The sequence below is a fragment of the Sphingobium terrigena genome (genome assembly GCF_003591655.1).
Lineage (GTDB): Bacteria > Pseudomonadota > Alphaproteobacteria > Sphingomonadales > Sphingomonadaceae > Sphingobium > Sphingobium terrigena.
In genome coordinates this window covers 20106-40589 of sequence record NZ_QVRA01000002.1, presented here as the reverse complement: position 1 = coordinate 40589, position 20484 = coordinate 20106, and the positions used below count along the sequence as shown (strand labels likewise).

The following is a 20484-nucleotide window of genomic DNA, read 5'->3' as shown; positions in this document are numbered from 1 at the left end:
GGGGTCTGACATTGTGTCAGGGTCAAGACCCCGGTTAAAATAATCTGCCCGCCCGAGGCTGGAGCCGGTTCATTCGAGCAGAAGATTGTGGATCGCGGTGGCTGCCTTGGCCGCCTGACCCGCCGCGACGGCAATTTGGTCGAGCCCTTCGACGACGTCGCCGGCAGCGAACAGACCGCTGATCGACGTTCGCTGGTGATCATCGACAACGATGCAGCCCGATGCACTTAACGCTGCACCTGCCATCCGCGCCAGCTCTGACCGTCCTGAACTTCCGAGCGCGACATAGAGCGTATCGAAGCTGAGCGACTGGCCATCGGACAGGCGCACGAGAATATCATCATCGTTGACCGAAAGTGTTCGAATGGCCGCAGGTTCGACCGCGATTCCGCTTCCGGAAAGCTCTGCTTGATCGGCGCGCGAAAGCTGCGCGGACTCTTCAGTAAGCAGGGTGACGGTCTCGCTGTAGCGCCGCACGAAGAGAGCTTCGGCCGCGCCATGCTCCGAGCAGCCCAGGACGGCCACGCGCTTGCCGCGTACCTCGTAGGCATCGCAAATTGGACAATAGCGGATGAGGCCGCGCAAAACGCCTTTGTCGTGTGCTGCCTGCGCGAGCTTTGGTCGGTGATTGGCCACGCCCGGCGCAAGCAACACCGTTCGAGCCTCGACGGTGCGGGAACTTATGCCGACGACAAAGCCGTTCTCGGACTGCGTGATACTGCGGGCGACGTCACTGACCAATTCTGCACCATAGCGATCAGCGTGCTGACGCATCCGCAACAGCAAATCCTCACCGGATATCCCTTCCGGGAAGCCAACAAGATTATGTGTTCTGGGAATGCTGGCGGCACGTCCTGCTCCGGCGTCGATAACCAGCGTGGTACGCAGAAACCGACCCAGATAGGTGGCAGCTGTCAGGCCCGCGGGTCCTCCGCCAATGACAATGCAGTCGTACATGCGCACCTCGCCGACGGTAATCGTCACTTCTATTACGCGCGCCCGCACCTCTGCCCTCGAATGCCATCGATATTTGAAGAAAATGCGGGTCGGGGCGAGGGGTTCGCGCCGTCGATGCGTAAGTCAGGAGTAGCCTGTCGAAGATTGGACGGGCTGTTCGGGAGCCCACGGGTCGCAGCGTGGAGCGGGGCGAGCGCTCAAGGGAAGGCTGGTCGGAACAACGATCATCTCCTTGGCCGTTCGCCCCGCGATGGGCGGGACTGTCAGCTCCTTGGCCCTTGCGAACGCAAGAGCATGGGGGACGCGCAGATGGAGAGCTACAGCCCTTTTTCCGTGTCGATGGGGCGGGCGCTTTGGGTGATGGCGATGGTGGCGGGACCGCCTCTGATCATCATGGGTGTGGTCGGGCTGATCATTTCGATCATCCAGGCTGCCACCTCGATCAATGAGCAAACGGTCAGCTTTGTGCCCAAATTGCTCGCACTGTTGCTATTCCTCGCCCTCTTTGGCGCCGCAATGGGAGCATTGCTTGTCGATTATACGCGCGATCTCCTTATGCACATTCCAGACGAGATCCAGTGAACAGCGAGGCGACCGATTGTCACGCGGCGCGGCAACGATCGAAAATATGGCTTGCCGTTGACCACAATGTTAGCCTCTCGGGCTGATTGGGTAAGCATCAGGGGGATTGGATTGGCCGATTTTGAATTGCTGGCGCGGCAGCTGATCCAGCGGTGGAGGGAAGATCCTAACGCAACCTATCAGAGCTGGTTTCTGTGGGATGAGCGGATCAAGAATTTCCGCTCGATCCGGCGCGGTCTGGCCCAGGTCGTCGCCGAGATCGAGACCGGGCGATTTGGCGTCGCCTATCGGGGTTCGTCGCTCGAAACCGTGGTCCACTCGGTCGCGGAACAACGGCAGATCTTCAAGGGCGCAGACCATGCCTTTCTGTGGAAACCAAAGCTGCGGATCCCCGACATTTATGAGAACCCGGCAAACCAGCGCGCTTTTGGGCGGCTACTGGATCATTGCGCATGTTGCGATACCGCGGAGGAGATTATCGCAGGCATCCACACGATCGATCGGCTGAACATTAAGGGGCTCGGGCCAGCAGTCGCCAATCTGCTGTATTTTCTCCACCCGACCCTGGTGCCTCCCTTCAATACGGCGATCGTTACCGGCTACAACAAGCTCACGGGCGGAAAGGTCAAGCTGGGTAGCTGGCAGCATTTTCTGGCAATGCGGTCGGGCGTTCTCGACCTCAACGAGCAATTCCGGGACCTGCTGTCCAACGATCTTGGCGCCATTGGCGGCCTGTTGTTCGATATCGGCTCAGGCCGATACCCAGCTCCGCCCCGTGGTGAGGAGGATCAAAGCGCGGGTAGCTGGACGGCCCGGCTGGAGCAGGCCCGGGCCGAAGCGCAAAGCCTCAACAAGGCGGTCCAGAAGCAGGGTGAAAGCGATCGGACCCACTCGGAAGTTCAAGCCTGGCTTCGCGATATCGGGCGGGCGCTTGGTTACGATGTCTGGATCGCGGCCAATGATCGCGGGCGTCTTCACGACGGATTGCGCCTTGGGGAGGGATGCCTGGAAAGTTTGCCGGCATCCATTTCTACTTCGACCGGCGGAGATGCCATCCGCCTGATCGATGTGCTGTGGCTTGAGCGGGGCGGCGATCGTGTCGCAGCGGCATTCGAGGTGGAGCATTCGACGTCGATCTATTCGGGTATCGTACGTATGCTCGACCTCGCCCTGAGCGGCAGCGAATTACACGCGACCGCTGGGCTGTTTCTCGTCGCCCCGGACGCTCGGGAATCCGACGTGCGGGCGCAACTGGCGCGGCCCGCCTTCAGCCGGGTCGCGGATCTCGAGATCGCCTATCTCCCCTATGGCGAACTGGAGCGTCACAAGGACGCAATTTCCAGGTTCGGGTCGGGATTGAAGGCGATCAAGGCCATAGCCCGGGCGCTGCCCTGAAAATCACATCCCCGACGCCGGGGGCGCCAACTGCCCAAGCCAGGCGACCAGCGCAAGGATCGCTATAGCGCAGCCGCTTTCGATCAGGAGACTCTGGCGTAACGCTCCCACTGCGGTTTCGCCATCTCCCCGCTCCAGTGCCGCCGCAAGAGCCGGCGTCAGGAAAAAACGGTTCGCCGCAGCCAAGAGGAGCATCGCACCGAAAAGCAGCAATTTGCCCACAAGCAGCATGCCATACAGCGTGGTGAACAGCGCGCCGACATTTGATGGCCCGATCAATATCCAGCTATTTGCGAGGCCCGAGACAATCAGCAGGCCGACGACGATGGAGCCGATCCTTGCAAATCCGTCCAACGCCCGGTGGGAGAGATGGATATGATCCGCGGCCATACGCGCGGCCGAGCGGAAGATGAGGAGGCAGAGGGCACATAGCGCCCCGATCCAAATTCCCGCCGCCAGGAGATGGGTGATATCCGCGGCCAGGTGAAACCAGCCAAGCAGGCCTTCATCGGCAGCTCCATGCCCGGTCCACGCCAGCGTAGACAGAGCTACGGCAGCCGTGATCGAGAGGGATACCAGCGCGAAGGTCGGCCGCTGCCAACCCACGATCGAGAAATACAATACCAGCAGCAGCGCAGCGATACGCAGCTGCCACGCAGTACCGATTGTCGTTCCTGAAATCACCATGCTGACCGTGGCGCGGTCGATCTCGCCGATCGTGACACCCCCCATCGATGCGGCCAAAACCATCACGCCCAATATCGATAGTCCGATGCCCACAAGGGCGACGGTGGCGAGAACGGGGCGGAAGCGCAGGACCGAGCCGGATTGCCGCTCGGCCCCGCGCAATGTGTAGAGCCCGAACATCGGCAGCCCAAAGAGAAGCATGAGGTCAATATACAGCCCCAGCCTGACGGCAGTCGCCACCGTGTCCGGCACGGTCTTACTTGACCTTGAACGTGTAGCTGCCCTGGACGCGATGCGTGTCGGTCGACACGATGTGATAGTCGACCTTGTACGTTCCGGCAGATAGTGGCTTTGCCAACGTCGCCACGAGCGTCTTGCCATCGGGGGCGAGCGTGGCCTTGACGCCATTCATCTTCATCGGCCCCATCTTCATGCCTGGCATTTCCGTCATGGTCAGGTCGATGCCGGAAAATTGTGCGACCAGCCCTTCGGTGAAGGTGAGTTGAACCTTCGTCGGGGCGGCGACGACGGTGTCTGCGGCTGGCGTAGCACTGCTCAGTTTGGGGTGAGCCTGGACGGCGGTGGCGGCAAAGACAGAAGTCGCCATGGCGACGGCAAAAGCTGTTTTACGAAACATCGATTTCTCCATAGGCGGCGACACTGCCGACACAGCGATTTACGCACCGCAGAGTGCAACCCCTCATCAAACCCGCGAAATTTCTTCGGCGGTTGCATGGAAACCGGCCGGCGCGCGGGATCGGCGTAGGGTTGAGGGGTGAAGGCGCGCCGCGCGTATGATCAATTGGATGGGGTGTGAAATCATCGATCGTCCAAAGACTTTCTGCTGGGGAGGACGCGATGGAAGATTCAAGGAAAGCATGGCTCCGGAGACATTTTCCGAGCGTGGGCTTCGTCGCGGCGGCGGCGCTGGCCGGTGGCGCGCTCGCCGGCATCGTCGTGTATGTCGGCGCTTACGATATTGGCGCTGATGCCCCCCACAGCAAACCAGTCTATTGGCTCGTGGAGCAATTCCGTGATCGCTCGATCGCGGTAAGGTCTCGCGACATCAGCGTCCCGGCAAACCTGATGGATGTGAAACGTCTGCAGAGCGGAGCGGGGCTCTATACCGAGATGTGCAGCGGCTGCCATCTCGCACCGGGCCTCGAGAAGTCCGAGATCAGCCAGGGCCTCTATCCCAGGGCTCCCGAGCTTTTCCATGAGCCCCTGAGATCGGCAAAGGAGCAGTTCTGGATCATAAAGCATGGGGTCAAGCTCACAGCGATGCCGGCCTGGGGCAAAACCCATAGCGACGAGCTGATCTGGGACATGGTGGCTTTCGTGCGGCAGATGCCGAAAATGAGTCCTGCGCAATATCAGGCGGCGATTGCCAGTGCCCCTGAAGATCACGATGCGATGATGAAGGATATGCCTGGCATGACAAAGACGATGCCGTAACTATGTGGCACCGTGCCTTGAAGGTCGTCGTTCAGCCCCCCGAAAACCGAGGGGCGCTTTTGACGAACGGGCCGATAGCGGAGGTGGAAAAGACGGTTCTTGCGCCAGCGAGTCGGACGGAAAGAAAAAATAGGAATTTGAGATGAATATAGACTTGGATGGGCTCTTGAGCCGCTTACGCAACGAACCGGGGCATCCCGGTCTGGCCGGTCTCGAAGAGGCAGTGTTCAGGCGCATTGCCGCCATGCCGCAAGTTTCGGCGGGTTCCCAGTTGAGGCTTGGCGCGGTCGCCGCCTTTGGCGCAGTGCTGCTCGGTGTTGCCAGCAACGGGGTCACGTCGCCAGTTGAGGCCTCGGTTACGCTCTCGCCTTTCGGCCCATCCAATCCGCTTGCTCCCTCCACGTTGCTCGCAGGTCCGCGATGAAGCCGCGGCTGCTCGTTCTGGTCGCGATTGTCGCCTTTGCCGCAGCCGTCGCGGGCGTGTTTCTCGGCCGTCATTTCCTGCCACATCCTGTGGCTGGCGGCGTCGAACTGCATGACGTATTGCACAGCAAGCTCGACCTGGACGATCGTCAGAAGGCTCAGATCGAGTTGCTTGAGCAGCGATTTGCCGTGCGCCGACGGGCGCTGGAACTCGAACTGAGAGCCGACAATGCACGGCTTGCCGATGCCATCGAAACTGAACATGGCAACGGTCCGGGTGTCGCTGCGGCCGTCGATCAGTCGCATCAGGCAATGGGTCAGCTCCAAAAGGAAACGCTCGGCCATATCTTCGCCATGCGCCAGATCTTACGCCCGGATCAGGCCAAGACCTTCGATCAGGCGGTGGTACATGCGCTTACCGACGATGCGCGGTGAGTCTGGAGCTCCAGTCGTGCTCCGATGGTGAACTTGCCGCGCTGACGATCGGTGGCCGGCAAGCGGCATTCGCGGAGATCATGCACCGGCATCAATCCGCGATATTTCGGCTGGTCCGCGGACTCGTAGGCAATGCGGAAGAGGCGCTCGACCTTACCCAGGATTGCTTCGTTTCGGCGTTCAGCCATTTGCGGAAATATGATGGTGCCCGACCGCTGCGCGCCTGGCTGTCGCGGATCGCGATCAACAAATGCCGTGATTGGCGCCGTCGCCAAAGAGTGCGACAGCTCTTCATCTTCAGTGCCGCCACGTCCGACGACGAAATTGAACAGGTCCCAGACGACGCACCTTCGGCTCATGCCAGCGCAGCTTCCAAGATGGAACTCGAACAACTCTCGACTGCGATCGCGGCCTTGCCATCTTCGTTGCGAGAGGTTCTGCTGCTCCGCACCGTCGAAGGGTTGAGCCAATCGGAAGCTGCGTCGGCACTTTCGATCAGCGGGAAGGCTGTCGAGACGCGGCTGTATCGCGCCCGCGTCCGTCTTGCTGAAATCTTGGCCGACATTTGAGGGGTGCGCCGTGCTCGTGCGTAAGGATGAGAGAGATACCGCGCTCGAGCCTCGCTGCGGACAAGAGGGTGCTGAACGATGAACAAGGAGATTATATGCCCCCGGTATTGAACCGCCGCGATCTGTTCCGCGGTGCCGCGCTGACCGGCGGTGGCCTGGCATTGTCGGCCTGGATGCCGGCATGGGCTCAGCCCGTTTCGGCCGGAATCGTGAAGCCGCTCCCGACCGTCACTGGCAACGATATCACTCTCAAAATCGCTCATCAGATGATGATGATCGATGGTCGTGCAAGCCATGCCATTGGCATTAACGGTACTGTGCCGGCGCCTTTGATCCGGTTGCGCCAGGGCCAGACGGCGCGCCTGTCGGTGATCAACGATCTCGACGAAGACAGCTCGATCCACTGGCATGGCTTACTCGTACCATTCCAGTTCGATGGCGTGCCCGGGATCAGCTTTCCCGGCATCAAACCAAAATCGACCTTCGTCTATGAATTTCCGATCGTCCAGGCGGGCACCTATTGGTATCATAGCCATTCGGGTTTGCAGGAACAGATGGGCCATTACGGGCCGATCGTGATCGATCCGGCAGGCGAAGATCCGATCAAGTCGGACCGCGAGCATGTGATCGTGCTGTCCGACCATAGCCAGATGCATCCGCACGCGATTTTCAGAAAGCTCAAGCAGGTGGGCGGGGGCTATTTCAACTATCAGCGCCAGACGCTGGCTGGCCTGATGGCAAAAGAAGATCAACCGCTCAAGGATCGTCTCGACTGGGGCAAGATGCGGATGGACCCCACGGACGTCTCTGATGTCACAGGTTCAACCTACACCTATCTCGTCAATGGCCATGGTCCCCGGGACAATTGGACAGCGCTTTTCCGGCCCGGCGAGCGGGTTCGGCTACGTTTTGTCAACGCCTCGGCGATGACGACGTTCAATGTCCGGATTCCAGGACTCAAGCTCACGGTCGTTCAGGCCGATGGCCTAGACGTACGGCCGGTGGAGGTCGACGAGTTCCAAATTGCGGTGGCGGAAACCTACGACATCATTGTCACCCCGACCGATGACCGTGCCTACACTCTGATCGGCGAATCTGTTGATCGGTCTGGCATGGCGCGCGCAACTCTGGCCCCGCGCGAAGGCATGGCAGCCGAGGTACCCGCGCTTCGCAAACGTCCCCTTGCCGATATGAAGGATATGGGCATGGGCGAGATGGACATGGGCGGCATGCAAGGCATGGACGCTTCCGGCGGTTCTACGATGGCCGGCATGGACCATGCAGCAATGGGTCATGACATGCCGACAGGCGCCGCCGCTGCTGGTGGCATGGCGGGCATGGACATGGGCTCCGGCGCATCCATGCCGACAACCGACAAGACGCCCGGCGGCTCGATGGCGCGCATGCCTGGAATGGGCGCTCCGGCCGGCGACGCTATGGCAGGCATGGCGATGGGCGAGATGGGCGGCATGAATATGCGCGACGGTAGCAAAGCCCCGCAGGTCAAGATGGGGCCTGGCGTCCAGACGATTTCACCTATGCCGATGGATCGCACCGGAGAGCCCGGGCAGGGCCTGGAAGATGTCGGACACCGCGTCCTGGTCTATCGCGACCTCATGGCGGTGGATCGCAACCCCGACGTGCGGGCGCCAGATCGGGCGATGGAAATCCACCTGACCGGCAATATGGAACGCTATATGTGGTCGTTCGACGGCGTTAAGTTGAGCGACAAGCGCGAGCCAATCCCATTCCTCGAAAATGAACGTGTGCGTGTCACGCTGGTGAACGACACGATGATGTCGCACCCGATCCATCTCCACGGGCATTTTTTCGAGTTGGTTACGGGGCATGGCGAATATTCGCCGCGCAAGCACACGGTCAACGTCGCGCCGGGCGGAAAAGTGAGTTTCGACGTCACCGCCAACGCGATCGGAGACTGGGCCTTCCACTGTCACATGCTTTATCACATGCACGCCGGGATGATGCGCGTCGTCTCTGTCCGGCCTCGGGGAGAAGCAGCATGAAGGCATTGCTTCTCCTCATTAGCGTAGCGCCGCTTGCCCTCGCGGCTCCGGCTAACGCGCAATCGATGCAGAATATGCCGGGCATGAACATGCCTGCGGCCAAAGCACCTCCGAAGAAAAAGCCGGCAGCCAAACCCGCCACTCCCGTTAAGCGCAAAACGGCCGCCAAACCGGCTGCTAAACCAACTCCAGCAAAGCGCGGGGCGCCCGTCGCGCAACCTAAAGCGGCCGCCCATGACATGTCGGGAATGGGCGCCATGCCAGGAATGGATATGTCGGGAACGGCAGGAAGCAAGGCATCTCCGAAGCCCGATCCCCATGCAGGACATGACATGTCGAGCATGCCTGGCATGACAATGCCGGACACGGCGGGTGGCACCATGAACCACGATATGCCCGGTATGAATATGCCTGCTGGTGGAACCGGTCAGCCAATGGAGCATGACATGTCGTCCATGCCCGGCATGTCGATGGACGGGCAGATGGCCGGTCATGGCGCAGGGGGCACGAGCCTTGCACCGGGCAATGCACCGGCGCCGGCAGCACCAAGCGATCATTATGCCGATCGGATTTATCAGAACGGTGCGATGGTCGATTCACGGTCCATGCTGCACAACGAGCATGGCGCCAGCACCTCCTCGATGATCCTGTTCAATCTGGCGGAATATCAGGTCCGAAATGGTCGGGACGGTTATCGCTGGGATGGCGAAGCGTGGTTCGGCAAGGATCTCGATCGGTTGACAATCAAGTCAGAAGGCGAGGGCGTCTTGGGCGGTCGTAACGGCACCTTTATGGAAACTGCGGAGATTCAGGCGCTCTACAGCCGCGCGCTCGATCCATACTGGAACCTGCAGGCTGGTGTTCGATATGATTTCAAACCCAATCCCTCCCGCACTTATGCGACGATCGGGATCGAGGGCGTTGCGCCTTACTGGTTCGAAACAGAGGCAGCCTTGTTCCTGTCGAACAAGGGTGAGGTTCTGGGTCGGATCGAGGGCTATTACGATCAGCGTATTACGCAACGTTTGATCCTTCAGCCCCGGGTCGAATTGAATCTATCAGCCCAGGACGTGCCGGAAACCCGCATCGGCGCGGGTATATCGAACGCCGAATTTGGGCTGCGCCTGCGTTACGAAGTCAGACGCGAATTTGCGCCCTATATTGGCGTCTCCTACGATCGCAAGCTGGGCAAGACCGCGGATTATGCGCGAGCTGATGGCGAAGGTGTCAAGGCGACAAGCTTTGTCATTGGCGTGCGGACCTGGTTCTGAGGAGCAACCGGCTTCGCCTCCATGTCGGGGTTAGCCGGGTGCACCGCTGGCTGGCCCTGATCATCGGCGTCCAGTTATTGCTGTGGTTTGCGAGCGGCCTGATCATGAGTGTGTTGCCCATCGATCGGGTTCGCGGTGAACATATCGTAGATCGCGCATCGCTGGCGACGCTCGATCAGGGCCGTGCCCGGGCGCCGCTCGATATCGTTCTGCGCCAGGTGGCCGCACCTGTCCGCGAGGTGCGGTACCGTATGCTCGCTGGGCGCGAGGTCGCCGAGGTGGAGATGGCTGACGGCTCGGTGCAGATACACGACGCAGAAACGGCGTCGGCCATCCCGCCCGTCAACGCCGCGATGGCTCGCGCGGTGGCGGTGCGAGCATATCGTGGGAAGTCGGCGCCGCCGAGCGTCCGTGCCGTTACGTCCGCGAGCACCGAATATAAGGGCGTGCTTCCGGCATGGCGGATCGACTTTCCAGATCAGGATTCGACCCGCGTTTATATTGCGCAAAATAGCGGTCGGATCGTTGCCGTCAGGAACGGCACTTGGCGTCTCTATGACTTCTTCTGGGGCCTTCACATCATGGATTGGAAGAACCACGAAGATTTCAACACGCCCTGGCTGATTGGATTTGCCGGTGGGGGGCTTGCGCTCGCGATCGCGGGTTCTGCTCTTTTGTATTTCCGCTGGCCGCGAAAGCGGCGCCGCAAGAGTTGAACGACTATGGGGAATTCTTGGGCGGGGGCCAAAGGAGACGACCAATGATGAAGAACGCTTATACCAGCCTCGCGCTGCAGACCTTCGTTGGCGGCATCATCATGTATTTGGTGATGTTCGTCATGATCGATAGTCTGGGGAGCTTCTATAATAACCTTAACATGGTCTACATGACGCTTATGATGGTCGCACCCATGGTGGTGTTGATGATACTCGCAATGGGGCATATGTTTCCATCGAAAACCGCGAACGCCGCCCTTTTGATCGGCTCTGTCGCGATATTTGCTGGATCGTTCGCGCTCATCCGGACGCAAACGACGATCGGCGATACCGCGTTCCTGCGGTCGATGATCCCCCACCATTCGGGGGCGATCCTCATGTGTCGTGAGGCATCTCTCAAAGATCCGGAAGTCGTTCGTCTCTGTAGCGGCATCGAGGTATCCCAGCGGCGCGAGATCGACGAGATGAAGGCAATTTTGGCCCGTAAATAGCATCCTGACCCCTAATTCTTGGGGAGTGTCTGCGTTTCGCGGAGGGGAAAAGCACGCTCGCGCGTATTAACAATCCGGGGACGATAAGGAGAATATTATGAAGAAAATAATCGCCGTCATGATCGTCGGATTGTTGGCCACGCCCGGTATCGCGCAAATGCAGGGCATGGACCATTCCAAGATGGACATGGGCCAGATGATGAAGCCGACACGGGCCAACCCGTATCCGCCCGCCGAGATGGAAATGCATCAAAAGATGATGTCCGCGATGGGCGGCGATGCAACTGAAACCTGGGTTCGCAAAATGATTGAGCACCATAGGGGCGCGATCGCGATGTCGCGCATAGTACTGCGAGATACTAAAGACGCGAAGGTTCGGATGATGGCGAATAAGGCGGTCACCGAGCAGACCCGGGAAGTGGGCGAGCTTCAGGACTGGCTGAAGGCCCATGGCAAGCGCGCGCAGTAAAATCCTCCCCCGCCTCAAGGGGCGGGGGAAACACTGAAGGTTGATATGAAAATCAAAATGGCTCTTGCGGTATTATCCGCGTCGCTCTCAATCGCGAGCACTGCGGCCGCGCCTATCGTTGTCCATCGGGATCCGGGATGCGGTTGCTGTGAACAATGGGCCGTGCAGGTGCGTAAGCAATTCGGGCGTCAGGTGACGATCATCGACGATCGTCAGCGCGCTGGCTTCCAGCGGACCCAGGGCGTTCCTGCAGCCTTGTCGTCCTGTCACACGGCGCTCGTGGACGGGATGGTTTTTGAAGGCCATGTTCCGATCGCCGACATGAAACGGGTTCTTGCCCAAAAGCCGCGCGGGGTGCGCGGACTCGCGGTCGCCGGGATGCCTATGGGTTCACCGGGAATGGAAGTCCCTGGACAACGCGCTGAAGCTTATAACGTCATGGCTTTTGGTTCAGGCGGACAACGACTCTTCGCGCGGCATGGCGGCTGATTGTGTCATTGTTCGATCAGCAGGGCTGGTGTAAGAAGTAACGGCTGTGAAACGCTTTACGCATCTCTTTCTCCTGTTGGGAGCGGTCATTGGCCTGATCGGCCAAGCGGCGGCCTATGCATCGGCGCCAGCGGTGGCTGCACCGCCAATGGCGATGGCGGGGATGAGCGCGGATTGCATGAAAGCGATGGCGCAAGAGCAGCAGCCGTCGGGCCAGCCTTGCAAGGGCCTCACGTTCGACTGCATCGCGGCCATGGGATGTGTTGTGCCGATCGTTCTGCGGGATGCGCCGCGGGTCCCGGCAGCGCCAATACCTCATCAGGCCATGGCGTTCTGGACGACCACGACGATCCTGCATGGCAGTGATCTGACTCCCGAGCCTGAACCTCCCACTATCCTTGGCTAATCGACTTCGGCCGTAAGCAGGGTGGCTATGCGCGCGTCGCGTGCGCAAAAAATCGCCACCGGATCTGCGGCTATCCCACGATTATTTGCTCAAGGAATAGTGTCATGAAGACGTTCAAAATTGCCGCGGTCATCATTGCGGCCACTGCCTCTGGCTTCGCCATCGCGCCAGCGTCTGCCCAAGGCAGCGCATCGTCTGGGCAGGGCCATCATGAATGGCGCAGCGCGCCCCAGTACGGCCCTCGTGCCCCATTGCAGGCACCCCGTCGTGTCTGGGTGCCGGATGCCGCGCAGATGGCGAATTGCAGCTGTGACATGATGAAGATGAGCGCTGCGGATTGTATGAAGGAGATGCACGGCATGATGATGCCGTCCGGCTCCGGCGCTGCTGCCAGCTAGGATCAGACCCTGGCTGGTTCAGTTCCCCCTGACGGTCAGGCCTGAGATACCGGCGAAACGGATTTCTGTTTCGCCGGTATCGCTGTGCCGAATCTGCATGGACTCTGACTGGCCTGATCTTCCGATCAGGAGAAATTGATGCGCCTCTTCTATCTCGCGCCGATCATCGCCGCGATCCCCGGCATGGCTCTGGCTGGTCCGCTCACGTTTGATGCAGCGCTTCAGCGCGCCCAGCATCAGGCCCCGTCTCTTCAGGCAAAGGCGCTGGGCGCTGATGCCGCACGGTCCGCGCGTGGCGCCGCCGGCGCATTACCCGATCCGACGCTGGGCGTGAGTGTCGAGAGCTTCCCGATCTCGGGGCCGCTTGCGTTCGAACCTCGGCGGGATGATTTCACCATGGCGCGGGTCGGCGTGTCGCAGGACATTCCCAATCTCGCCAAGCGCCATGCCCAGCAGGCGCGCGCGGAGAGCGATATCAAGGCGGCCGAAGCCGACACCGCCGTCGAGGCCCGAACCGTCGAGGTCGGCACAGCGCTCGCCTGGATCAATCTGGCCTATGCCGAGCGCAGGCTTGCCGCGCTCGATGATGTTCTGTCCCGCCTGGAACATTTGGTGGGAACAACGCCCGCCGCAGTCGCGTCGGGCAATGCACGGCCGGCGCAGACGCTTGCCGGCCAGCAGGCGGTCGCTGCGCTGCAGGATCGCCGCAGCGAGCTGGTGTCGAGTGTGGCGCGGGCACGCGCAACGCTAACTCGCTGGACGGGCGAGACCGGCCCCGAGATCGCCGGGCCAATCCCGGATTTTCCGATCGAGCCGATTACCTTACGCGCCAATCTCGATCGCCATCCAACCATCCGGATGGTCGAGGCCCAGTCCGGCCAGGCGGATGCTGATGTGCGCCTGGCCGATGCCGGCCGGCGCTCCGATTTTGGTGTGAATGTCGCCTATCAGCGCCGCGATCCCCGGTTCGGCGATTATGTCTCGGCCGGCGTGACGGTCAGCCTGCCGTTCTTCACCCGCAATCGCCAAAATGCTGGCATCGCCGCGGCCCAGGCCAATGCCGGGCGGGTCCTGGCCGAACGCGAGGCGACGCGGCGCGCACTCGCCGCCGATCTCGAGTCCGATCTTGCCGATCATGTCATGCACCACGAGCAATGGATGCGAGCGCGCGACACGCTGCAGCCGCTTGCCGACCAACGCGTCAGGCTGGAGACCGCGAGCTATGGTGCCGGACGCGCCAGTCTCGTTGATGTCGCCGATGCCTATGCCGCCCTTGCCGATGCGACCCTCTCGGTCCTCGACCGCGAAGCCCTGGTTGCCGCCGACGGCGCTCGTTTGACCCTTACCTACCGGAGCGACGACCGATGAGCGAAGTTACGATTGCCCGTGGGTGGCTCTTTGGCGCTGCCGCCGTTCTTGCGCTTGCTGCCGGCGGCGTGGGCTTCACCCTGGCCGATATCCAGGGTTCAAAAGATAGTGGGGCCGCAAAGCCTGCAGCGCGCAAGATTCTTTATTGGTACGATCCGATGATACCGGCCGAACATCATGACGGTCCGGGTCTTTCGTCCATGGGAATGCAGACCGTTCCGCGCTATGCTGACGAGGGGGGTGCTGGAAACACCGCGCCGGGCATTTCGATTGATGCCTCCACGTCCCAGGCGCTCGGCCTGCGGATCGTCACGGTGCGCAGGGGCGCACTGGCCAGCAGCCTGACCGCCACCGGCACGATCGATGTCAATCAGCGCGATGTTGCGATCGTCCAGGCGCGCGCAGCGGGGTTCGTCCAACGGGTCTATGCTCGGGCGCCCGGCGACATGATCGGCGCCGGTGCCCCGCTTGCCGATCTGCTCGTCCCCGAGTGGGGCGGCGCCCAGGCGGAATTTCTTGCCGTACGGCGGACTGGCAACGCGGCGCTGATCCAGGCGGCGCGCCAGCGGCTCATGCTGCTTGGCATGCCGTTGGGCACGATCGCAGCGGTCGAACGAACGGGACGGCCGCACAATGTCGTCACGGTCTCCACCCCTACCGGCGGTGTGATCAAGACATTGGATGTGCGCGCGGGGATGACGATGACGGCGGGCCAGACGCTCGCCGAGGTCAACGGCCTCGCCACGGTCTGGCTTAATGCTGCCGTGCCTGAAGCGATCGCCGGTCCGCTCAAACCCGGGCAACCCGTACAAGCCACGCTCGCAGCGTTTCCTGGCGAGACCTTGTCGGGCCGCGTATCGGCGATCCTGCCGCAGACCCAGGCCGATAGCCGGACGCTCACCGTGCGGATCGAGCTGCCCAACCGTGGCGGGCGTTTGCGTCCCGGCATGTTCGCGACGGTGTCGTTCGGTGGCAGCACGCAACCGGCCCTCCTCGTGCCTTCCGAAGCGTTGATACGCACCGGTAAACGCACCCTGGTCATGCTGGCGCTCGACAAGGGCCGTTACCAGCCTGCCGAGGTCCAGACCGGGCGGGAATCGGGGGACCAGACCGAGATCCTGGCGGGCCTGAGCGAAGGCGAAAAAGTCATCGCCTCGGGCCAGTTCCTGATCGATTCCGAAGCGAGCCTGGCGGGTGTCGCGGCGCGGCCGATCGGCGGAATCGCTGCAGGCGCGGCCACCGCCAAGCCTGCAGCCTCTCTCTACGAGACCGTGGGCAAGATCGAACAGATCACCGCAAAGTCGGTGACGCTTAGCCATGAGCCTGTCCCGGCGATCGGGTGGCCAGCGATGACGATGACCTTCGCCCTTGCCGATGCGCGCATCGCGCGCGGTCTGAAGATCGGCGACCGTGTGCGCTTTGGGTTCGACCAGCCACCGGCCGGGCCGACCGTGCGCCGTCTGGCGAAGGTCGCGGGCCAGTGATTGCCCATCTCATCCGCTGGTCGGTCAAGAACCGCTTCTTCGTCCTGATCGGCATGCTGGCGCTGGTCGGGGTCGGGCTATGGGCGGTGCGCTCGACCTCGATCGATGCGCTGCCCGACCTCTCTGACGTCCAGGTCGTGATCCGCACCAACTATCCGGGGCAGGCGCCGCAGATCGTCGAAAACCAGGTCACCTATCCGCTCACGACCACCATGCTGTCGGTGCCGGGCGCCAAGACGGTGCGCGGCTATTCCTTCTTCGGCGACAGCTTCGTCTATGTGATTTTCGAGGACGGCACCGACCTCTATTGGGCACGCAGCCGCGTGCTCGAATATTTGAACCAGGTGCAGGGGCGCTTGCCCGCGAGCGCGCGCAGCGCGCTCGGCCCCGACGCGACCGGGGTCGGCTGGGTCTATGAATATGCGCTGGTCGATCGGACTGGCCAGCATGATCTGTCGCAGCTTCGCGGGCTGCAGGACTGGTTCCTGCGCTACGAATTGAAGACCGTCTCCGGCGTTGCCGAGGTCGCCAGCATCGGCGGCATGGTCAAGCAGTATCAAGTGCTGCTCGATCCGGTGAAGCTGGCTGCCTACGGCGTTACCCACCAGCAGGCCGTCCAGGCAATCCAACAGGCCAATCAGGAAGCGGGCGGGTCGGTGCTGGAGATGGCCGAGGCCGAATATATGGTCCGCGCCTCGGGCTATCTGAAGACGCTCGATGATTTCCGGGCGATCCCGCTCCGAACGGCCGCCGGTGGCGTGCCGGTCCGCCTTGGTGATGTCGCCACCATCCAGATCGGACCCGAGATGCGGCGCGGCATCGCGGAGCTGAACGGGGAGGGCGAGGTCGCGGGCGGGGTCGTGATCCTGCGCTCGGGCAAGAATGCCCGGGAAACGATCGCTGCGGTCAAGGACAAGCTCAATACCCTAAAGGCAAGCCTGCCACCCGGCGTCGAGGTGGTGACGGTGTATGACCGTTCGCAGCTCATCGATCGGGCTGTCGAGAACCTCACCCACAAGCTGGTCGAGGAGTTCATCGTCGTCGCTATCGTCTGCGGGCTGTTCCTGTGGCACGTCCGTTCGGCGCTGGTCGCGATCCTAACCCTGCCCTTGGGCGTGCTCGCCGCGTTCGTCGTCATGCGGTTTCAGGGCGTGAACGCCAACATCATGTCGCTGGGCGGGATCGCCATTGCGATCGGGGCGATGGTCGATGCGGCGGTCGTCATGATCGAGAATGCCCACAAAAAGATCGAGCGTTGGGAGCAGGAGCATCCGAACACGCATCTTGAGGGCGAGATGCGCTGGATCGTCGTCACCGAGGCAGCGGCCGAGGTCGGGCCGGCGCTGTTCTACAGCCTGCTGATCATTACGCTGTCGTTCATTCCCGTGTTCACGCTGGAGGCGCAGGAAGGTCGGCTGTTTGCGCCGCTCGCCTTCACCAAGACCTATGCGATGGCCTCGGCCGCGATCCTGTCGGTGACCCTGGTGCCGATCCTGATGGGCTGGCTGATCCGCGGCCGCATCCCCGCCGAGCAGGCCAATCCGGTCAACCGCTGGCTGACCAACCTCTATCGGCCGGCGATCGACTGGACGATGCGAAAGCCTAAGACCGTGTTGCTGATCGCGCTGCTTGTGTTCGCGACAACCGCATGGCCGCTTGCCCGGCTCGGTGGCGAGTTCATGCCTAACCTCGATGAGGGCGATCTGCTCTACATGCCCTCGGCCCTTCCGGGCCTGTCAGCGTCCAAGGCCTCGCAACTGCTCCAGCAGACCGACCGGCTGATCAAGACGGTGCCCGAGGTCGAGAGCGTGTTTGGGAAGGCCGGCCGCGCCGAGAGCGCAACCGACCCGGCACCGCTCGAAATGTTCGAGACGACCATCCAATTCAAACCCCGTGACCAGTGGCGAGCAGGCATGACGCCCGACAAGCTTGTTGACGAACTTGATCGCACGGTAAAGCTCCCTGGTCTCGCCAATGTCTGGGTGCCGCCAATCCGCAACCGTATCGACATGCTGGCGACCGGCATCAAGAGCCCGATCGGCGTCAAGGTCTCCGGCGCCAACCTCGCCGAGCTCGATCGCATCGCCCATGATGTCGAGACGGTCGCCAAGACGGTGCCCGGCATCAGCTCCGCCCTTGCGGAGCGGCTGACCGGCGGACGCTATGTCGATGTCGATATCGATCGGGCCGCGGCGGCGCGGTTCGGGCTCAACATTACCGACGTGCAGGCAATCGTCTCGGGTGCGATCGGCGGCGAGACCATCGGCGAGACGGTCGAGGGGCTGGCGCGCTACCCGATCAGCGTGCGCTATCCGCGCGAACTGCGCGATAGCCTGGAGGGTCTGCGGACATTGCCTGTCCTGACCCCGTCGGGCCAGCAGATCACGCTCGGCACCGTGGCCAATGTCTCGATCGCCGAAGGGCCGCCGATGCTCAAGACCGAGAATGCCCGGCCTTCGACCTGGGTCTATGTCGATGTGCGCGGGCGCGATCTGGCGTCGGTGGTCGGTGACCTGCAGCGCGCGGTCGCGAAACAGGTCAGGCTCTCGCCGGGCGTCAGCATCGCCTATTCGGGGCAGTTCGAATATCTCCAGCGTGCCATCGACAAGCTGAAACTTGTTGTGCCCGCGACGCTGCTGATCATCTTCGTGCTGCTCTACATGATCTTCGGGCGGTTCGATGAGGCGGCGCTGATTATGGGCACGCTGCCGTTCGCCCTCACCGGCGGCATCTGGACGCTCTATTTGCTCGGCTTCAACCAGTCGGTTGCGACGGGCGTCGGATTCATCGCGCTGGCCGGCGTCTCGGCCGAGTTCGGCGTGGTCATGCTGATCTATCTGAAGAACGCATTGGAGGAGCGCCATGCCGATCCGGATACGGCCGAGGTTCAGGCGGCGGTCCGCGAAGGCGCTTTGCTGCGTGTCCGGCCGAAGGCAATGACGGTGGCTGTGATCCTCGCCGGCCTGCTGCCGATCTTGCTCGGCTCGGGTGCCGGCTCCGAGGTCATGAGTCGGATCGCCGCCCCGATGATCGGCGGAATGCTGACCGCGCCGCTGCTCTCCATGTTCGTTCTGCCGGCCGCCTATCTGCTGCTGCGCAAGCCCAAGCCCAAAACCAACCATCAACCTGCTTAATCTGCAAGGAGAAGACCATGAATTATGCACGACTGACAATTGCCCTCGGCCTTGCCGCCCTGACCGCCGCGTGCGGCAAAAAGGCGGAGACGCCCGTCGCGGCCGAGACCAATCAGGCATCGCCCGACGCGGCCATGAGCGGCGATATGGGGAATATGGCGATGGCGCCCTCCGCGACATCCGCGATCAAGGCCAAGGGCCACGGGACAGTGAAGGAGATCGATAAGGCGGCAGGCACGATCACGCTCGACCATGGCCCGATCCCCGAAGCCAAATGGCCGGCGATGACGATGGCGTTCAAGGCAGCGCCTGCGATCGCCGATGCGGCCAAGGTCGGCGACAAGGTCGATTTCGACGTCACGCTTGTCGGCAGTGCCGGTGAGGTGACGGCGATCCAAAAGCAGCCCTGAACAGTCGATTTCATGAGGGCCATTAAAGCGTAATTAACCTCGTTCCGTCACGCTTCAGCTATGGGAAAAGACAGGGCTGAGCGCGGCACGCAGATCAAGACAGGAACAACCGCGCGGGGGCAGTCGTGATTGCCACCGCGTTCGGTTTCATGGCTCTTTTGTGCGTCATCAGCTGGCCGTTTTTCAGCGACTATAAAAAGGTCGTCAAAATCCAGAGTGCAGGCGCTGCCGCCTTCGCGATGTATTTTCTGATCTTGGGATCTCCGACCGCGGCGATCGCCTGCCTCATTTCCTGCGCGCAACTCATCGTTTCGGCGTCGGTGCGTGATCGCTATGTCGTCGTGCGGCTTTATGGGGCCAGCCTCATTATATTGTCTTTCCTTTCGGTTGTAACATGGCACGGCATACCGTCCGCGTTGGCATTGACGGGGAGCTCGCTGGGTAGTCTGGCGCGCTTGCAGACATCGACAACGCGTATGAAGGGGCTCTTCCTTCTAGGTGCTCCATTTTGGCTTGCCCATAATTTGATCGTTGGAGCCTTGTTCGCGTTGGGCACAGACGCGGTATCACTAGCGTCGAACCTTGCAAATCTAATGAGGTTTGTGGTCCGTCGCCGGCAGACTGTCTCTTTCAGCGCAAAGCCCAGCGCTCCCGCTGCTGCTCTCACTGGTATATTTGCGAAGGCTGGACCGGTTGTGAGACTGGACGTTTAAGCGGCTGCTACGAAATAAGATGCGGCGATATTGGTGCCGGGTTCGCTGTTGGGGTGCGCGGCCCCGCCGGTCGTCGCCTCGGCATCCTAGCGATCGCTGGAGCCTGGCTTGCCTAGTACGGCCTCGACATTTTGGGAGGAGCTTCCCTATATAAGCCTGAAGTCACTATAGGGTCACCAATGATGTTGTTCGGGTCGCTCAGCATCGGCAAACTTGCTGCCGCAACGGGAACGAAGGTCGAGACAATCCGCTATTACGAGAGCGCGGGCCTGCTTTCCGCGCCGGAGCGGACCAAGAACAATTATCGTGCCTATTCCTCGCAGCACCTCGCGCGACTCAGCTTCATCCGGCGAGCGCGGGCGCTGGGTTTTTCGCTCGATCAGGTTCAGGCGCTGCTCGGCCTGTCGGATCAGAAGGACATATCCTGCTCGGCGGTGGATTTGATCGCGCGCGAACATCTTGCGGAGATTGATCGCAAGCTCAAGGATCTGACAACGCTGCGGTCCGAACTCAGCAGCCTCATCGTCCAGTGCGGGCACGGCAAGATCTCCGAATGCCGCATCATCGAGACCCTGGCACCGGAGGCCGAGCGCCAGAAGTAAGGCCCA

General features: G+C 61.6%; 23 protein-coding genes. 20 read left to right on the top strand and 3 right to left on the bottom strand.

What is annotated here, in order from left to right; translation table 11 throughout:
* Nucleotides 1–69: 69 nt before the first annotated feature.
* The gene (locus D0Z70_RS02230) at nt 70–984 is read right to left on the bottom strand and encodes an NAD(P)/FAD-dependent oxidoreductase (RefSeq protein WP_338054898.1); all 915 of its coding nucleotides are present in this window, start codon (nt 982–984) and stop codon (nt 70–72) included.
* 267 nt (nt 985–1251) lie between these two features.
* Here D0Z70_RS02230 and D0Z70_RS02225 point away from each other — a divergent pair, with 267 nt between their 5' ends.
* Nucleotides 1252–1539, top strand: coding sequence for a flagellar biosynthetic protein FliQ (locus D0Z70_RS02225; protein WP_239018783.1), 288 nt, complete (start codon nt 1252–1254; stop codon nt 1537–1539).
* Between the two features lie 111 nt (nt 1540–1650).
* Nucleotides 1651–2934, top strand: a complete 1284-nt coding sequence (locus tag D0Z70_RS02220) for a type II restriction endonuclease (protein WP_119743785.1) — start codon at nt 1651–1653, stop codon at nt 2932–2934.
* A gap of 3 nt (nt 2935–2937) precedes the next feature.
* Here the strand turns inward: D0Z70_RS02220 and copD are convergent, their stop codons facing one another.
* Nucleotides 2938–3861 carry a copper homeostasis membrane protein CopD gene (gene copD / locus D0Z70_RS02215; RefSeq protein WP_420820350.1) on the bottom strand — a complete coding sequence of 308 codons (924 nt, stop codon included), beginning with the start codon at nt 3859–3861 and terminating at the stop codon, nt 2938–2940.
* 16 nt (nt 3862–3877) lie between these two features.
* Nucleotides 3878–4258: a copper homeostasis periplasmic binding protein CopC gene (gene copC, locus D0Z70_RS02210; protein WP_119744070.1), complete on the bottom strand. Its 381-nt coding sequence runs from the start codon at nt 4256–4258 to the stop codon at nt 3878–3880.
* 221 nt (nt 4259–4479) lie between these two features.
* Here copC and D0Z70_RS02205 point away from each other — a divergent pair, with 221 nt between their 5' ends.
* The 18 genes from D0Z70_RS02205 to D0Z70_RS02120 all read left to right on the top strand — a co-directional run bounded on the left by D0Z70_RS02205 (nt 4480) and on the right by D0Z70_RS02120 (nt 20478).
* Nucleotides 4480–5076: a c-type cytochrome gene (locus D0Z70_RS02205; RefSeq protein WP_119743783.1), complete on the top strand. Its 597-nt coding sequence runs from the start codon at nt 4480–4482 to the stop codon at nt 5074–5076.
* Between the two features lie 166 nt (nt 5077–5242).
* A complete protein-coding gene (locus tag D0Z70_RS02200; protein WP_239018782.1) occupies nt 5243–5500 on the top strand; it encodes a hypothetical protein in 258 nt (85 codons plus the stop codon).
* Entirely contained in the window at nt 5497–5934 is a 438-nt protein-coding gene (locus D0Z70_RS02195) for a periplasmic heavy metal sensor (RefSeq protein WP_119743781.1), read from the top strand. Before D0Z70_RS02200 ends, D0Z70_RS02195 begins: the two co-directional genes overlap by 4 nt.
* Nucleotides 5931–6503, top strand: coding sequence for an RNA polymerase sigma factor (locus tag D0Z70_RS02190; protein WP_119743780.1), 573 nt, complete (start codon nt 5931–5933; stop codon nt 6501–6503). The genes D0Z70_RS02195 and D0Z70_RS02190 overlap by 4 nt, the downstream gene beginning before the upstream one ends.
* 95 nt (nt 6504–6598) lie before the next feature.
* Nucleotides 6599–8527, top strand: coding sequence for a copper resistance system multicopper oxidase (locus D0Z70_RS02185; RefSeq protein WP_119743779.1), 1929 nt, complete (start codon nt 6599–6601; stop codon nt 8525–8527).
* Nucleotides 8524–9798: a copper resistance protein B gene (locus D0Z70_RS02180; RefSeq protein WP_119743778.1), complete on the top strand. Its 1275-nt coding sequence runs from the start codon at nt 8524–8526 to the stop codon at nt 9796–9798. Before D0Z70_RS02185 ends, D0Z70_RS02180 begins: the two co-directional genes overlap by 4 nt.
* Nucleotides 9799–9836: 38 nt before the next feature.
* A complete protein-coding gene (locus tag D0Z70_RS02175) occupies nt 9837–10514 on the top strand; it encodes a PepSY domain-containing protein (RefSeq protein WP_182913812.1) in 678 nt (225 codons plus the stop codon).
* A 44-nt stretch (nt 10515–10558) separates the two neighbouring features.
* Nucleotides 10559–11005, top strand: coding sequence for a DUF305 domain-containing protein (locus tag D0Z70_RS02170; RefSeq protein ID WP_119743776.1), 447 nt, complete (start codon nt 10559–10561; stop codon nt 11003–11005).
* A gap of 97 nt (nt 11006–11102) precedes the next feature.
* Entirely contained in the window at nt 11103–11474 is a 372-nt protein-coding gene (locus tag D0Z70_RS02165) for a DUF305 domain-containing protein (protein WP_119743775.1), read from the top strand.
* A gap of 45 nt (nt 11475–11519) precedes the next feature.
* Nucleotides 11520–11963, top strand: a complete 444-nt coding sequence (locus tag D0Z70_RS02160; RefSeq protein ID WP_119743774.1) for a DUF411 domain-containing protein — start codon at nt 11520–11522, stop codon at nt 11961–11963.
* Between the two features lie 46 nt (nt 11964–12009).
* Entirely contained in the window at nt 12010–12369 is a 360-nt protein-coding gene (locus D0Z70_RS02155; protein WP_119743773.1) for a hypothetical protein, read from the top strand.
* Nucleotides 12370–12473: 104 nt separating this feature from the next.
* Nucleotides 12474–12767, top strand: a complete 294-nt coding sequence (locus tag D0Z70_RS02150; protein ID WP_119743772.1) for a hypothetical protein — start codon at nt 12474–12476, stop codon at nt 12765–12767.
* 138 nt (nt 12768–12905) lie between these two features.
* Nucleotides 12906–14135: a TolC family protein gene (locus D0Z70_RS02145; RefSeq protein ID WP_119743771.1), complete on the top strand. Its 1230-nt coding sequence runs from the start codon at nt 12906–12908 to the stop codon at nt 14133–14135.
* Entirely contained in the window at nt 14132–15619 is a 1488-nt protein-coding gene (locus D0Z70_RS02140) for an efflux RND transporter periplasmic adaptor subunit (RefSeq protein WP_119743770.1), read from the top strand. Before D0Z70_RS02145 ends, D0Z70_RS02140 begins: the two co-directional genes overlap by 4 nt.
* Entirely contained in the window at nt 15616–18753 is a 3138-nt protein-coding gene (locus tag D0Z70_RS02135) for an efflux RND transporter permease subunit (RefSeq protein ID WP_119743769.1), read from the top strand. The genes D0Z70_RS02140 and D0Z70_RS02135 overlap by 4 nt, the downstream gene beginning before the upstream one ends.
* A gap of 17 nt (nt 18754–18770) precedes the next feature.
* Entirely contained in the window at nt 18771–19163 is a 393-nt protein-coding gene (locus D0Z70_RS02130; RefSeq protein ID WP_119743768.1) for a copper-binding protein, read from the top strand.
* A gap of 125 nt (nt 19164–19288) precedes the next feature.
* On the top strand, nt 19289–19876 hold the full coding sequence (locus D0Z70_RS02125) for a YgjV family protein (RefSeq protein WP_239018781.1): 588 nt from the start codon (nt 19289–19291) through the stop codon (nt 19874–19876).
* Between the two features lie 179 nt (nt 19877–20055).
* Entirely contained in the window at nt 20056–20478 is a 423-nt protein-coding gene (locus D0Z70_RS02120; protein ID WP_476712802.1) for a MerR family transcriptional regulator, read from the top strand.
* Nucleotides 20479–20484: the final 6 nt, after the last annotated feature.